Origin of the sequence: Allokutzneria multivorans (genome assembly GCF_039537405.1) — a bacterium.
GTDB lineage: Bacteria > Actinomycetota > Actinomycetes > Mycobacteriales > Pseudonocardiaceae > Allokutzneria > Allokutzneria multivorans.
Genome location: NZ_BAABAL010000001.1, coordinates 1 through 13,711 on the forward strand (window position 1 = coordinate 1; position 13,711 = coordinate 13,711).

A 13,711-nucleotide genomic window follows, 5' to 3' on the forward strand; every position below is an offset into this window, starting at 1 on the left:
ACCATGACCGCGCATGACACGGCGATGGCCTTCGATCACATCGACCGGATCGCGAAATCCCTGCCCAAAGACGACCGCACCCTGGACCAGAAACGAGCCGACGTCGCCCGAGACCTGCTGCTGGGCCTCGACACCCCGGCACCACAGGGCCAGACGATGGTCTACCTCACGATGCCGATCACGGCACTGCTCGGCCTGACCGATGATCCGGGCATGCTCGCCGGATACGGGCCGATCCCCACGAACGTCGCCCAAGACATCGCAGCAGGCGGGGTCTGGAAACGGATCCTCACCGACCCCGTCACCGGCATGGCAGAAGAAGTCAGTGACACCTACCGGCCGTCGCCGAAGCAGCGGGAGTTGATCAATGCCCGGTACCCGCGCTGCACAGCGATCGGGTGCCAGCAGCCGTCACACCGCTGCGACCTCGACCACTGCCGCCCCTTCGACGGCACCAACACCACCATCCGCAACCTCCGACCCAAATGCAGGCACCACCACACCATGAAGACCCACTCCAACTGGCGGTGCGAAAACCGGGAAGACGGCACCCACCGATGGACCAGCCCGGCCAAGCGCACCTATGACACGGAACTGGAACCCATCGCCGAACCCGCACCGTTCTAGCGCTGTCCCGCCGGGGTTGGGGTGTCTTCAAGACCACCCAACCCCCACCCCCACCGTCTTCAACGGCAGCAAACCTCGCAAGGCCGCAGGGTTTGCGGCGGTTAACGATGATCAACAGGGGGGTTTGGTGGTCTTGAAGACATCCCAACTCCCGGTGGCACCGTGAACGGGATGCACAGTGCAACCACTAGCAGGACAGGCGCTAGTCGCAGCTCAGTACGACGGCCACGGTCCGAGGGGAGGCAGCGGGGTGGCGACGGGGAGGGCAGCGGGGGCTCGGCCAGCTAGCCAGGCGGCGAGATCGCTTGCGGCGGCGGAGATCTCGGTGCCGGTGCCCCACGTGCGGGCGGTGTCGGTGGCGCGCAGGGACCATCCGTCGGGGAGGCGGCGCCGCAGCAGATCGATGGCGTGGCAGGAGAAAGCGGGGTCCCAGGAGGCGGTGGTGACGCCCAGGTCGAGGTCGACGAGATGGATGCGGACCTCGCGCCAGCGGGTGAAGACGGCGGGGGCGAGGTCGGGGGCGGACCAATCGTTGATGCCAGCCCAGGCGTGGTCGAGGTGGGCGGAGGTTTCCTCGATGGCGGCGCGGTGCTCGTCGGCGGAGCGGGAAGCGGTGGCGGCGATGATGGCGTCACGCTCGCCGGGCTGCCACAGGGGGACTACCTGGCCGCGCAGGGCGTGCTCGATGACGCGGGTGCGGGCGCGGGCGGCGTCGGCCAGGTGGGCCAGCACGTGGCCGCGAGTCCAGCCGGGGAGCGAAGACGGAGCTGCGGCTTGGGCATCGGTGAGATCGGTCAACGCGTCACGGAGGCGGCGGTGGGCCTGCGCCACATTCTCGATCGGTGGATGCACGGGTGGAGTGTAGGCGGCTTAGATGGAGCGATGGTGGAGATCGAAGTTCTGCGGCGCACGCGCGCGCTGTCGGTGGCGCTGACCGCACTGCTGTGCATGTGGTTCTTCGGCAACCTGTACGAGCAGATCGTGTGGAACCCGCAGCTGCTGGCCGATCCGAAGCCGGGCTCGCTTGTCGGAGAGTTCGCGGCGGGGAGCCCGGTGTTCTACTACCTGCCGTGGGCGCCGATCACCTTCGTGGCGGCCGTGGCGCTGCGCGTGAAGTTCGGGGCGGCTGTACCGGAAACGGTGCGGAAAAAGTGGAACTGGGGGCTGGGGGCACTGGGCGTCGGGCTCGCGGTGAAGGTCATGTTGGTGACGCGGGTGAACCCGGTTTTCCGTGATGCCACAGCGACTTCGGCGGAGGTGCACGACAACGCCGTCATCTGGGCGTTCTCCAACGGCGTTGTCGTGCTCTCCGTCGCCGCCGCGCTCCACTGCTTCACAGCATGGCGGCGGGTCTGACAGATCAGTCGCTGAAGTTCGTGTACGCGTAGGGCTTGTAACCGTTGTAGGACTTGGCGTGCGTGCGGTGCGCGGTGCCACCGGAGCTGCTGGCCTGCTCGTAGACCCAGTAGCTGGTCTTCGCGGCGTTGGCCCACTTGTCGAAGATCATCACGTGGCCCGCGCTGCCGAGGCTGCCCGCGCCGAGCTTGCCGATGGCGTCACCCTGGCGGATCTGGTCCCACGAGATCGCCTTCACCACGGCGCCGGGGGTGCCGTAGCCACCGCGCAGCATGCTGTCGGTGTTGTGGTTGACAGCGGCCCCGCTGGCGGTGCGGACGTTCCACACCATCGACGAGTAACCGGAGCAGTCGGTGCGCCATCCCTGGTAGTACTTGGACATGCTGTAGGGGATGGGCCGTCCACCGTTGGCGGTGAGCCAGGTGCGCGCCCGCGCGATGGCGGCAGCCCTGGTGGTCTTCGCCATGACGCCCACGTCGGCGGTGACCTGGGTGCCGGAGTCGGCGGGTGCGCTGGTCTCGGCGGCGGCCGGGGCGACGGCGCCCACGGACAGGCCCATGGCGAGCGCGACCATCACAACAGTCTTCCTTGGCATGACTGTCTCCTCTTCTCCTTGTGCAGGGGTGGATTCGCGGAGAACGAACATCATGAATTGACGTGCTTGTGGATCGCTTTGGCGACGCCCTCAATGGTGGTGTGGCCGTAGACCTCCGAAGAGTTCCCTTCGGTCAGCACGGCGATCTGGTAGTCCTTGCCCTTGCCGGAGAACACGCCGAGGCTGTTGATCCGCCAGCCGACGCCGTCACCCCGGTCGACCCAGCCGTTCTTGACCCGCACGGTGGTGGCCGACGGCGCGCCGACCGGAGTTCCCCAGCGCTGCCCGGCCACGACCTTGCCCATCAGGTCGAGCACGTAGGCGCGCGAGGTCGCGTTCAGCACGGTGTTGCTGGTGGTCAACAGGGTCAGCATCGCCATCTGGTCGGCGGCGGTGATGTGCGTCTTGCCCCACCAGCCGCTGGAGTCGATGGTGGTGCCGCGCATTCCAGCCAGCGCCATGAACTTCTTCATCCCGGCGGCGGTGACCGAGTCCCACAGCGCGGTCGCGGAGTCGTTGTCGGACTTGGTGATCATCGCGGTGGCCCACTGCTTTTCCTGCGCGGTCAACGTTCTTCCCGCGTCCTGGGCCTTTTTCAGCACCGCGGCCAGGATGGTCACCTTGATGACGCTGGCGGACTGGAACTGGCGGCTCGCGTTGAGCGCGCAGCTCCCCCCTGGGTAACGCAGGCTGACCGCGGCCGTTCCCTGACGCCCCTTGAGCGCGGTGGCGATGTCGGCGGCCAGCTTCTGCGCGAGCGCGGGATTGGCGCTGGAGGAGCACGAGGGCGCGGCGAGCTGAGCCTGTGCGGAGGACGGGATCGCGGTCACGGGCAGCGCGAGGACCGCGAGAGCGGCGGTCAGCAGCCGTGCTCGGTTCTTGTGCATGGGAATGCTCCCACTTCGTGGCAGGGTGTGGTGCGCACCACCCTCGCAACGCGGCCCCGAGCTGTGCACGCCTTTTCGCGTGTGCGGAAACCATCGTGGGACAAGCGAAAAACCAGTGGGCCGAACCTCGGTTCAGCCCACGCCGTGGAAGGCCTCCACCACGTCCTGCACGCGCAGCGCCGCCGCGAAGTCCGCGAGACCGGCGCCCGCGTCCTCACCCCGGACGGCCTTGGCGAACAACGACAAGCGCTCGGCCTGCGAACCACCGGAGACCGGAACCGGTTGCCAGGCACCGCCTTCGGAGACGAACAGCTCGCTCCAGTCGCGCAGCAGGAAGGAGCGCCGGGAACCCCACAAGATCCACTCGTAGCGTTCCGCGCCCGCCATGCCGGTGCGGCCGGAGACGTGCACCGGCACCTCGCCCGCGCGCAGCAGTCCGTGCGCCGCGACCTCGCTGGCCCCCGGCGCGTAGTCGACCCCGGCGACCTCCACGCGCAGTGGTCCCAGGATGCGGTCGGTCAGGTACACGAAGTGGGACAGCACCTCGCGGACGAAGCCGCCCTGCTCGCGCTCGTCCAGCCACCGCGCGTCGGCCTGGAACGGGCGGGGCCACTGCGGGAAGTGCAGCATGATGTCGACGCCGAGCACCTCGCCGACGTCGGCGCGCTCGATCTCCGCCACCGGGGCCTGGTCGGAGAGCGCGAAGTTCACCGCCGTCGCCAAGCCCGCACGCGAAGCCGCCTCCGCCATCCGACGGCCCTCGGCGAGGTCGACCGCGAGCGGCTTCTCGCAGAAGACCGCCTTGCCGGAGGCGAGCGCCGCGAGGGAGTACCGCTCGTGCAGCGCGGGCGGGGTCGCGATGTACACCGCGTCGATGTCCTCAGCGCCCGTGACGTCCGCGCCATCGGCGGAGAAACGCAGTCCGGGGAAGTCCGAAGCGCTCCGGTTCGGGTCGCTGACCAGCCGGACGTCGAAGTCGGGGTGCTGCGAAGCGATGCCGAGCACCCGCGTGCCCATCGCGCCGAGACCGATGATGCCCAGCCGTACCGGAGCCGCTGTCATGCGCTCACCCTACGGTTGGTGGCAGGGTTGGGCTCATGCAGGCAACAGTCATCTACGGCCCGGGTGACGTGCGAGTGGAGCACGTGCCGGACCCGAAGATCATCGAATCCACCGACGCCGTCGTGCGCGTGATCCGCTCGTGCATCTGCGGCAGCGACCTCTGGCCGTACTCCGGGATGGAGCCGGCGCCGGAGGGGCGCCGGATCGGGCACGAGTTCCTCGGCGTCGTCGAGGAGACCGGCTCCGACGTGAACGGCCTCCGGCGCGGGGACCTCGTGGTGGCGCCGTTCGTGTACTCCGACAACACCTGCGAGTTCTGCGTCGAGGGTCTGCACACCTCGTGCCTGCACGGCGGCAACTGGGGCGACGAGCGGGTCGACGGCGGTCAGGGCGAGGCCGTGCGCGTGCCGCAGGCGGCGGGCACCCTGGTCAAGCTGCCCGCCGGAGCCGACGACGCGGAGCTGCTGCCGTCGCTGCTGACGCTCTCCGACGTGTTCTCGACCGGCCACCACGCGGCTGTCAAGGCGGGAGTCAACGAGCGCACGACCGTCACGGTGATCGGCGACGGCGCGGTCGGCCTGTGCGCGGTGCTCGCGGCCAAGCGGCTCGGCGCGGAGCAGATCATCCTCATGGGCAGGCACGAGGCGCGCACCGACCTCGGCCGCTCGTTCGGCGCGACCGACGTGGTCGCCGAGCGCGGCAAGGAGGGCACCGCGCGCATCCGCGAGCTGAGCGGAGGCCGTGGCACGCACACGGTGCTGGAGTGCGTCGGCACGCTGCCCGCCTTCGAGACCGCGATGCGCGTGGTGCGCGCGGGCGGCACGGTCAGCCGAGTCGGTGTGCCGCAGTACAAGGACGGCCCCATCGGCGGTCTCCAGTTCGGCCGCAACGTGACGGTGACCGGCGGTGTCGCCCCGGCTCGCCACTACATCCCCGAGCTGCTGCCCGACATCATGGAGGGCAAGGTCGAGCCCGGTCGCGTTTTCGACCGCATGATCGGCATTTCCGCGGTGCCCGACGGCTACCGGGCGATGGCGGCGCGCGAGGCGCTCAAGGTGCAGATCATGTTCTGAACGCGTACTGGTGGAGGTGGGCGGCGGCTTCGAGCATCGCCGTCGCCCGCCACGTCAGCTGCGCGCGGCGTTGCGTGATGGCCTCGCGCAGCGCGTCGCGGCTGCCTGATTCGCGCAGCCCTTCGAGGACCGGGCGGATCTGGTCGAGCAGGTAGCCGCCCTGCCGCAGCATGCGGATCATCCGCGCGTCCCTGATGTCCGCCGAATCGTAGGTGCGGTACTTCGTAGCACGATCACGTTGCGGCGCAAGCAGACCCGCCTCCTCCCACACGCGCAGCGCCGAGGTGCGCACGCCCAGCCGCGCGGCCAGCTCGCCGATCCGCAGGCTGCTCGGCGTGCTTGTCGTGTCGATGTTCTGGTCGGCGATCACCTCCAGCGCGTCGCTGATCTCCTGGAGCGCGCGCCGCTGTTCGTGCAGCTCCGCGTGCCCCGCGTCGAGCACCGCCAGCGCTCGCGGCACGTCGTCGTCGTGCACCGCGTGCATCACCTGCCGCGCCGAGTCCCCGCCGAAGCCCCGCGCGAGGGCTCGGTAGGTGAACATCGCTTCGAGGTGCCGCTCGTCGAAGTGCCGGTAGCCGGAGTCCGTGCGCGGAGTCGGCGGCAGGACTCCCGCGTCCGCGTAGTTGCGGACCTGCTGCGTGGAGATGCCCGCCGCTCTCGCCAGGTCGACCGGCCGCAGTTTCATCCGCCGAGGCTAGCGCCAGTGCGGGAAAACATTGCGTTCGCGCTCATCGTCATTGCAATGAACTTGGAAAAGTCGCTGCTATAACTGTTTCAAGAAGCAGAAACGCTACGCGATGGGGGTTTGGTGTGCTCACACCGATGAGTTATCCCGACGGGCACGAGGGCTGGCAGACCAGCGATCACGCGACGGCGCGCGCGGTGCTGGCCGACCCGAGGTTCAGCGCGCGGCCGGAGCTGATGCACCTCGCACCGGCCGGCGTCGACATGCAGCCCGCCGAGCCGGGAGCCTTCCTGGACATGGACGCGCCGGAGCACACGCGCTACCGGCGGCTGCTCATGGGCAAGTTCACCGTGCGGCGCATGCGGTTGCTGACCGAGATGGTCGAGCGCATCGCGGCGGAGAACCTCGACGCGATGGAAGCCGCCGGGCCGCCCGTGGACCTGGTGGAGGCGTTCGCGCGGCCCGTTCCCGCGCAGATGATCTGCGAGATGCTGGGCGTCTCCTACGACGACCGCGCGCACTTCCAGCACCACGCCGAGGTGGTGACGGGTTCGGGCGACGGGAACGCGGTCGCGGAGTCCTTCGCCGCGCTCCAGGACTTCCTGCGCGAACTGGTGAAAGCCAAGCGCGCCAAGCCGACCGACGACATGCTCAGCGATCTTGCGGGCACGGAGCTGACCGACGAGGAGCTGACGAACATCGGTGTCGTGCTGCTCGGCGCCGGCCTGGACACCACGGCCAACATGCTGTCGCTGGGCGCGTTGACGCTGCTGGAAGAACCCGGTGGGCTCGCGGCGGTCCGCGCCGATCCGGAGTCCACGGTCGAGGAGCTGCTGCGCGTGCACACCGTCACGCCGTTCGTGGTGCGCTCCGCGTTGGAGGAGCTGGAGGTCGGCGGCCAGCTGGTCCGGGCGGGCGATGCGATCACCGTGCAGCTCGGCAAGATCAACCAGGATCTGGGCCGCAATGCCAAGGGGCACTTGGCTTTCGGGCACGGCGCGCACCAGTGCCTCGGCCAGCAGCTCGCGCGGGTCCAGCTGCGGGCCGCGCTGGTGGCGCTCGCCGCGCGGTTCCCGGGCCTGCGCCTGGCTGGGGATGAGGTGATGCGACGGGACGACGTCTACATGCGCGGGCTCGGGGAGCTTCGAGTCGCCTGGTGACACGCGGAACGGCCCCGCCGGGGTGGCGGGGCCGTTGCGGTGCGCGGGTCAGCCGACCGGCGGGGCCATGACGAACCAGTTGAAGTTCTCGATCATCTGGCGGGTGCTGCCGATGTACTGCGGCCCGGTCAGCTCCCAGCGGGTCACGGTGCGGTAGGTGCCCGGCTGGAGGCTCTCGTCCTCGGCGGTCTCCTCGTTGTCGGTGACCGGGATGTACTCCTTGATCGACTTCTTGGTGAGGGTCACGTCGAGCAGCTGGTAGTCGGACTGGTTCTTCAGGTAGTCGCCGACGCCGTGGTCACCGGCGCGGCCTGGGTCGGAGAGCTTGAGCTGCACGGTGTTGCCGTTGAACGAGCCCTTCGCCGCGACCACGGTGACGATGTGCCCGCCGCTGCGCTGGAGGCTGCCGGACTCCGGGCCCGCCTTGTAGCGGCCGTAGGCGATCTGCAGCGGCCCCTGGTTCAGCCGCTTGGCCAGCTCCCCGGAGAAGTCCGGCGAGGTCGCGGTGCTCACGTTGCCCACACCCGTGGACCAGCCGACGTCGCGGGCGGGCTTGGTGGCGATGGTGAAGGCGGTCTGGAGGTTGCTGAGCTTGGTGCCGCCGTCGTACTTGGAGTCGACGCCGATCCGGCCGATCGAGTTGGTGATCACGTTGTAGTCGGCCTGGTCCAGCGGGTCCAGGTTGCCGACCCGGGTGGTCACCCAGCCGACCGGGGCCTTCTTCACGTGCCCCCAGTAGTGCAGGACGTTGTAGAGGGAGGCGGGACCGCAGTAGGCGTTGCCGTTGTTCTCCAGCCCGGCGCGGAACTGGTCCACATCGCTGACGCCGCACTGCTTGACGTCGAAGTCGGGGCCGGTGACGTCGCTGAGCTTGACGCAGGCGGGCGGCGGCGTGATGACGGGGTCGGCGAGCGCGGTGGCGGGGCCGGAGACGGCAGCGGCGGCGGTCGCGGCGGTGGCGATGATCAGGGTGCTTGCCTTGCGAAACATGGGGTCCTACCTCCTGTGTGAGCCACCCTCCGTGGCGATGACACAAGAGTCGCGGCGGCGACCCCCCAAAGGCATGAGGGGCGATCCCTCACATCTGGGGGTGGGGGTCTGGGGGACCCCTCATGCCAGTGCGCGGGCCAGCTCGCGGCGGCCGTTGATGCCGAGCTTGGTGTAGATGCGGCCGAGGTGGTTCTCGACCGTCTTGGGCGTCACGAACAGCTCCCTGGCGATCTCGCGGTTCTGCCGCCCGCTCGCGGCGAGGTCGGCGACCCTGCGTTCGCTCGCGGTCAGCGACTCCGCGCCGACCAGCACCAACCTGCGCGGCCGGTCGCCGAGTGCTTCCAGGGCTTCCACCGCGCGGCGGCGCAGCACCGGAGAACCGCACTCGGTGGCCAGCTCGATGCCCCGGTGCAGGGGATCGCGCGCGTCGCTGCGCCGCCTCGCCACGCGCAGAGCTTCGCCGAGATCGACCAGCGAGCGCGCCAGCTGCAACCGCGCGGGCGAGGTCTCCAGCACCGCCACCGACTCCGCGAGCAGGTCCAACCGGTTGCCCGCGTCAGCGTGCGCGAACAACCGCAGCGCGGCACCCACTTCTGTTGCCGCGCCCCATTTTTTGGCCAGCGCGAGCTGTTCTCCCACCAGCACGAGGGCTTCGTCCTCCGCGCCGAGCAGCATGCACGCGCGCACGGCGGGATCGCGCCACGGGATGGTCGGCGGGTCGAGCCCGGCCGCGAGCGAGGCATCGCGCTGCAACAGCGCTTCTTCCTTGGCCAGCACCGGATCGCCGCTCGCGAGCGCGATGAGCGCCCTCGGCTCGTGCAGCCACAGCGTCGGCATCATCTTCGGCCCGTCCGCGTGCTCGGCGTCGAAGCGCGCGAGGGCCGTGGCGGCGGCGCCGACGTCCCCGCGTTCCAACGCCGCGTAGGCGGTGAAGTGCGTCGCGGTCGCTCGCAGCGCGATGACCTGCGGCAACGCCTCCTCCGGGGCGACCGCGGCCAGCGCGCCCTCGGACTCCGCGTCCACCGAGGCCACGTTGCCCAGCCGCCAGTCCAGGAACAGCGTCGCGTTGGCGACCATGGAGTACTCGATCGGCGAGCCGTGCGCGCACACCCGCCGCCGCGCGCGCTCGACCTCGCGCCGCGCGTCGCTCACCCCGTCGGCGGAGACCAGCGCGAGCACGGCGACCAGCCAGGCCACCATCGCGTCGATGCTGCCGGTCGCGTCGTCGAGGTAGGCGCCGTTGGCCAGCGCGCGCCGGGCCAGCGCCGCGACCTCGTTCGAACCACGCACCTCGTAGCGGCCCATCTGCGCGAGCAGCCCCAGCAGCGTCCGCTCGTCCGGGGTCCCGCCCGGCAGCGTCGCGTAGCCGCTGAGGTGCTGCGACGCCACTTCGCGTTGGTGCGGCAGGAAGGAGCGGATCACCGCGAGCCGGGCTTCCAGGTGCATCCGCCCCGCGTCCCTCGGCCCACCGGGGCGGTTCTCGATCGCCTCCGTCAGCTCCGCGATAGCGGCTTCGGGCCCGTCGACGGCCATGGTCGCGCTCGCCGCCGCCGCGACCAGCTCCGCGTCCGGCAGTCCGTCCGCCGCCGCGCGCAGGTGGTCGCGCGCCTCCTCGGCCCGTCCACCGCGCATGAGGGCTCTGCCCAGCTCCGCGCGCAGTGCCGCGTCGTCCGGGCTCTCCTCGATCGCGCGGGCCAGATGTGCCGCCGCTGTGCGGGAATCGCCCGCCGCGAGCAACGCCGTCGCCGCCTTGCGCAGCACCTCGGCGGCGTTCGGCAGCGTGCCCCTCGGCGCCTGTGCGAGGTGCGCCGCGATCCGGTCCGCCGGGGCCTTCACCGCCCACAGCTCCTTCGCCGCGCGTGCGTGCAGCCCGGCGCGCGCGATCGGCCCCAGATCGGCCAGAACCGCTTCGCGCACAACGGGATGCACAAAAACGAGGTGATCGGACTCTCCGGTCAGCACGTTCGCCGCGACCAGCGATTCGACCGCGACGGAGAGCTCCATCGCGTCCAGGTCCGCCAGCGCGCCCGCCTGCCACGGATCGCTGCCGATGCCCAGCACCGCCGCCGCTCCGGCCAGCCGCACCGAGTTGGCGGGCAGCCTGCCCAGCGCCGCGCGGAACACCGTGCTCGGGCCGAGCTTGCTGACCCGCTCCGCCGTCGCCGCCTCCTCCAGCGGCAGCCCGAGCGCGGCCAGCTCATCGACCAGAACCCTTGCCAGGAAAGGGTTTCCGCCGCTCGCCGAGTGCAGTGCCGTGACCACCTCCGCTGCCGCGATCGCCCCGCCCGCCGCCACCGAGGCCGCGAGCGCCGACGGGCTCAGCGGGCGCGGCAGCAACCGCTCCGTCTGCCGCGAGACGCTCAGCTGCGCCAACGGTCCGGTGTTCTCCGCGGGCGGGCGGGTCGCCACCACGAGCGCGATCGGCAGGTCCGCGATCCGGCGCGACAGGTACACCAGGAACTGCGCGGAGGACAGGTCCGCCCAGTGCGCGTCGTCCACCGTGATCAACAACGGCCGCGTCGAGGACAGGTCGACCGCCACCCACCACAGCGCGTGCAGCGTCCTGGCCAGCTCCGCCTCGCTCGGATCGGCCTCGGCCGCGTCCAGCGCCGCCAACGCGTCGCCCGAGGGCCCCGCGAGGATGCGCTCCCGGATCTCACCGCTGTAGCGGGAGACCGAGCGCTCCACCATCTGCCTGACCACGCCCCACGCCATCGCGCTCTCCAGCGCGTCGCCCACCGCCTGGAGCCTGCCGAAACCGCGCTCGGTCGCCATCGCCCTGGTGTCCTGGACCAGGCGCGTCTTGCCGATGCCCGCCCGGCCCTCGATGACCAGCACGTGCCCCTTGCCCTTGGCCGCCGAGTCCAGGCACGCCGCGATCCGTTCCAGCTCGCCCTCGCGCTCCAGGGTCGGCTCGTCGCGGCTCATCGGATCAGGCGCGCGAGCCGGTCGGGCTCCCCGCGCAGTGGCTTGCCGTGGCCGAAGAGCACCAGTCGCGGGCGCAGCGCGGCCAATCTGCGCATCGACGCCCGGTTCAGCTCCGCGTCCCAGGTCAGGAAGTTCGGCGGAGCACCGATGCGCAGCAGCGCCAGGAACACGTCGCCGCAGAACAGCACGCCGTCGCTCTCCCGCCACAGCGCGATGTGCCCGGGGGAGTGGCCCGGCACCTCCAGCACCGTGAACCCCGCGACCTCGTCACCCTCGCTCAGCTGCCGCGTGACCCGGCACGGTGGCGGCATCGGCGTCTTCGACAGCGCCGCCGCGATCCTGCCCGGCGCCACCGCCGGGGTCGCGGTCTCGATGGCCTCCACGTCCTTCGCCCCGGCCCACAGCGGCACGCCGAACTCCTCGCACACCGCCCGGCTCGACCCGAAGTGGTCCGGGTGCGCGTGCGTCACCACGTGCGCCGACAGCGGGTTCCCGCGCACCTGCCGGATGATCCGCCCGGCCGCCCTCGGAGTGCCCGAATCCACGAGCACGTCCTCCACCAGATACACGTTCATCAGGTGCCGAGGACGGCCGTCGAGCAGGCGCACTCCGGGTGCCAATTGGCGCACTGCCCGATCGTAACGGCGATCTTGGACACGCCGTGGTCACGATCGCCTTTTCATCTACCTTCTCCATAACTTCAGTGCAGAGTGAATTCAATCCTCCATCCACACAACACCAACCACCGCCAAGACGCCCCGCCCCCACCCTCAACCTCTTCAGCGCAGACTGATGAACCCAATGTGGCATCGGTTACGTCTGGCGAAACAAATGCCACATTGGGTACGAAAAAACGGGCGCGGCAGAGGGGGCAGGTTTGGCGGGGAGTGGCCGAGGTTGGGGTGTCTTCAAGACCAGCAAACCCCGCTGTTGATCAACGTTAACCGCCGCAAACCCAGCGGTCTTGTCGGGTTTGCTGTCGTTGGAGACGGTGCGGGTGGGGGTTGGGTGGTCTTGAAGACCGGCGAACCTGATGGCGTGCAGGACGGGGCCTGACTGCGGGCCGGCGCTACTCGGAAGCGTCGGGCCGCTCTACTTCGGCGTCTTCCTGCCATGTGAGGCAGGTCGGCCGCGCACCGGCTGAGGTGAAGAACTCGTGTGCGGCCTTGCGCACGTCGTCCAAGGGGGCTTCGGCGTTGGCTGGGATCTCTCGGAGGTGCCCCATGTAGCTGTACTCCACGGCGCTGCGGTCGTTGGTGCCGTTGAAGCTGGTGACCGATCCAGCCGGGTTCGAGTGCGTCATGAACCCGGTGCCGCGCTTGACGTTGACGCCGATGTAGGCGAGCGCCCACCCGTCCTTGGTGTCGCAGAACAGCTCGACCAGCGGGGGAACCTGCCCGTCCTGCCGACCGTCGGTGACCATGCGGTTCAGCAGGTCGTCAAGCTCCTCAGGGGAGTTGATGATCTGCGGTCCTCTGTTGCTGATCGCGTAACTGGCTTCTAGCGCCACCACGGCCTGGCTCCTCCGGTGAAGCGTCTGCGGTAGTTCGGGGCGTGCACGGTCAGGGAATACCCCTCCGGCAGCAAGATCGGAACAAGTGTCTCGCAACTGAGCCGCCCCTGACACGGCGCCTGATTGATCACGATCGTGATGTGCCGCCACCGTGGGTCGGTCTTGCCCTTCTCCCGCATGAGCGCGGCCAACTTCAGCTCCACGTCGGCGGCTGTGATCACCGGGACCCGGGGGCAGCCCATCGCCCGGAGCGAGTCGTTGACCTCGGGGGTGAGGTGGTCCCAGCCGCTGACCACGGGGTGCACCGTGCCGTCAGGGTCGATCCATCGCCCATGGGTCTTCTGCCCGGTGCTGCTGACAACGGGTGGCGGGAGTTGCCCGCGTAGTTGCTCAAGGCGTTCTCGCGTCGGCACCACGGACACGTCACCAGGCGGCACCTGTCCTGGCCGAGCGTCGCGCTGGCTCGGTGCAGTCGTGTCTGTCCGGGCGGCGCCAGCCAGACCGGCGATGTAGCCCTGTACCCGTTCCCCGATTTCCACCACCGCGCGGTGAGCGTCGTTCAGGTCGGCCACGCTGCGGGCCAGCAGTCCTAGTACTTCATCGGCGTCGAGATCTTGGGCTCCGTCTATAGCGTGGGCGTACTGGGTGCTGGCTTCGTCCAACAGGTCGGCGGCTTGGTTGAGATCGGTGCGGGTCTGGCCGCATTGGTCCAGTACTCCGCGAAGGCGGGCGATGACGTCCCCGAGCGTGCCCACGGTCCCTCCTGATCATCCCTGCACGGCCAGCGTAGGAACGGGCACCGACAGCAGGGCCGTCGACAGGGGGGGCGGTGGTC

14 protein-coding genes are annotated in these 13,711 nt (G+C 69.9%); 4 read left to right on the forward strand and 10 right to left on the reverse strand.

Features of this window, described 5'->3' with window-relative positions:
• On the forward strand, positions 1-627 hold a 627-nt coding region (locus ABD798_RS00005), incomplete at its 5' end, for an HNH endonuclease signature motif containing protein (RefSeq protein ID WP_344870287.1).
• A gap of 213 nt (positions 628-840) precedes the next feature.
• Here the strand turns inward: ABD798_RS00005 and ABD798_RS00010 are convergent.
• Positions 841-1,479, reverse strand: a complete 639-nt coding sequence (locus tag ABD798_RS00010; protein WP_344870289.1) for a maleylpyruvate isomerase family mycothiol-dependent enzyme — start codon at positions 1,477-1,479, stop codon at positions 841-843.
• 33 nt (positions 1,480-1,512) lie between these two features.
• On the opposite strand from ABD798_RS00010, the gene ABD798_RS00015 reads away from it, so the two are divergent.
• The gene (locus ABD798_RS00015) at positions 1,513-1,983 is read left to right on the forward strand and encodes a hypothetical protein (protein WP_344870290.1); all 471 of its coding nucleotides are present in this window, start codon (positions 1,513-1,515) and stop codon (positions 1,981-1,983) included.
• 4 nt (positions 1,984-1,987) lie between these two features.
• On the opposite strand, the gene ABD798_RS00020 is transcribed toward ABD798_RS00015, so the two are convergent.
• The 3 genes from ABD798_RS00020 to ABD798_RS00030 form a co-directional block, all read right to left on the reverse strand.
• Positions 1,988-2,578: a hypothetical protein gene (locus ABD798_RS00020; RefSeq protein ID WP_344870291.1), complete on the reverse strand. Its 591-nt coding sequence runs from the start codon at positions 2,576-2,578 to the stop codon at positions 1,988-1,990.
• Between the two features lie 50 nt (positions 2,579-2,628).
• Positions 2,629-3,465, reverse strand: a complete 837-nt coding sequence (locus ABD798_RS00025) for a serine hydrolase (RefSeq protein WP_344870292.1) — start codon at positions 3,463-3,465, stop codon at positions 2,629-2,631.
• A 132-nt stretch (positions 3,466-3,597) separates the two neighbouring features.
• Positions 3,598-4,527, reverse strand: coding sequence for a Gfo/Idh/MocA family protein (locus ABD798_RS00030; RefSeq protein WP_344870293.1), 930 nt, complete (start codon positions 4,525-4,527; stop codon positions 3,598-3,600).
• Positions 4,528-4,562: 35 nt separating this feature from the next.
• Between ABD798_RS00030 and ABD798_RS00035 the strand changes: the two genes are divergently transcribed.
• Entirely contained in the window at positions 4,563-5,600 is a 1,038-nt protein-coding gene (locus tag ABD798_RS00035) for a zinc-binding dehydrogenase (protein WP_344870294.1), read from the forward strand.
• On the opposite strand, the gene ABD798_RS00040 is transcribed toward ABD798_RS00035, so the two are convergent.
• On the reverse strand, positions 5,590-6,285 hold the full coding sequence (locus ABD798_RS00040; RefSeq protein WP_344870295.1) for a MerR family transcriptional regulator: 696 nt from the start codon (positions 6,283-6,285) through the stop codon (positions 5,590-5,592). The two genes, ABD798_RS00035 and ABD798_RS00040, sit on opposite strands and share 11 nt — an antisense overlap.
• A gap of 137 nt (positions 6,286-6,422) precedes the next feature.
• On the opposite strand from ABD798_RS00040, the gene ABD798_RS00045 reads away from it, so the two are divergent.
• On the forward strand, positions 6,423-7,445 hold the full coding sequence (locus ABD798_RS00045) for a cytochrome P450 (RefSeq protein ID WP_344870296.1): 1,023 nt from the start codon (positions 6,423-6,425) through the stop codon (positions 7,443-7,445).
• Positions 7,446-7,493: 48 nt separating this feature from the next.
• Here the strand turns inward: ABD798_RS00045 and ABD798_RS00050 are convergent, their stop codons facing one another.
• From ABD798_RS00050 to ABD798_RS00070, 5 genes are all read right to left on the reverse strand, one after another.
• The gene (locus ABD798_RS00050) at positions 7,494-8,435 is read right to left on the reverse strand and encodes a hypothetical protein (RefSeq protein WP_344870298.1); all 942 of its coding nucleotides are present in this window, start codon (positions 8,433-8,435) and stop codon (positions 7,494-7,496) included.
• Positions 8,436-8,555: 120 nt separating this feature from the next.
• Positions 8,556-11,363: a helix-turn-helix transcriptional regulator gene (locus ABD798_RS00055; protein WP_344870300.1), complete on the reverse strand. Its 2,808-nt coding sequence runs from the start codon at positions 11,361-11,363 to the stop codon at positions 8,556-8,558.
• Positions 11,360-11,992 carry an MBL fold metallo-hydrolase gene (locus ABD798_RS00060; protein ID WP_344870301.1) on the reverse strand — a complete coding sequence of 211 codons (633 nt, stop codon included), beginning with the start codon at positions 11,990-11,992 and terminating at the stop codon, positions 11,360-11,362. The genes ABD798_RS00055 and ABD798_RS00060 overlap by 4 nt, the downstream gene beginning before the upstream one ends.
• A gap of 440 nt (positions 11,993-12,432) precedes the next feature.
• On the reverse strand, positions 12,433-12,876 hold the full coding sequence (locus ABD798_RS00065; protein ID WP_344870302.1) for an Imm1 family immunity protein: 444 nt from the start codon (positions 12,874-12,876) through the stop codon (positions 12,433-12,435).
• Entirely contained in the window at positions 12,864-13,631 is a 768-nt protein-coding gene (locus ABD798_RS00070) for a DddA-like double-stranded DNA deaminase toxin (RefSeq protein WP_344870303.1), read from the reverse strand. Before ABD798_RS00070 ends, ABD798_RS00065 begins: the two co-directional genes overlap by 13 nt.
• Between the last annotated feature and the right edge of the window lie 80 nt (positions 13,632-13,711).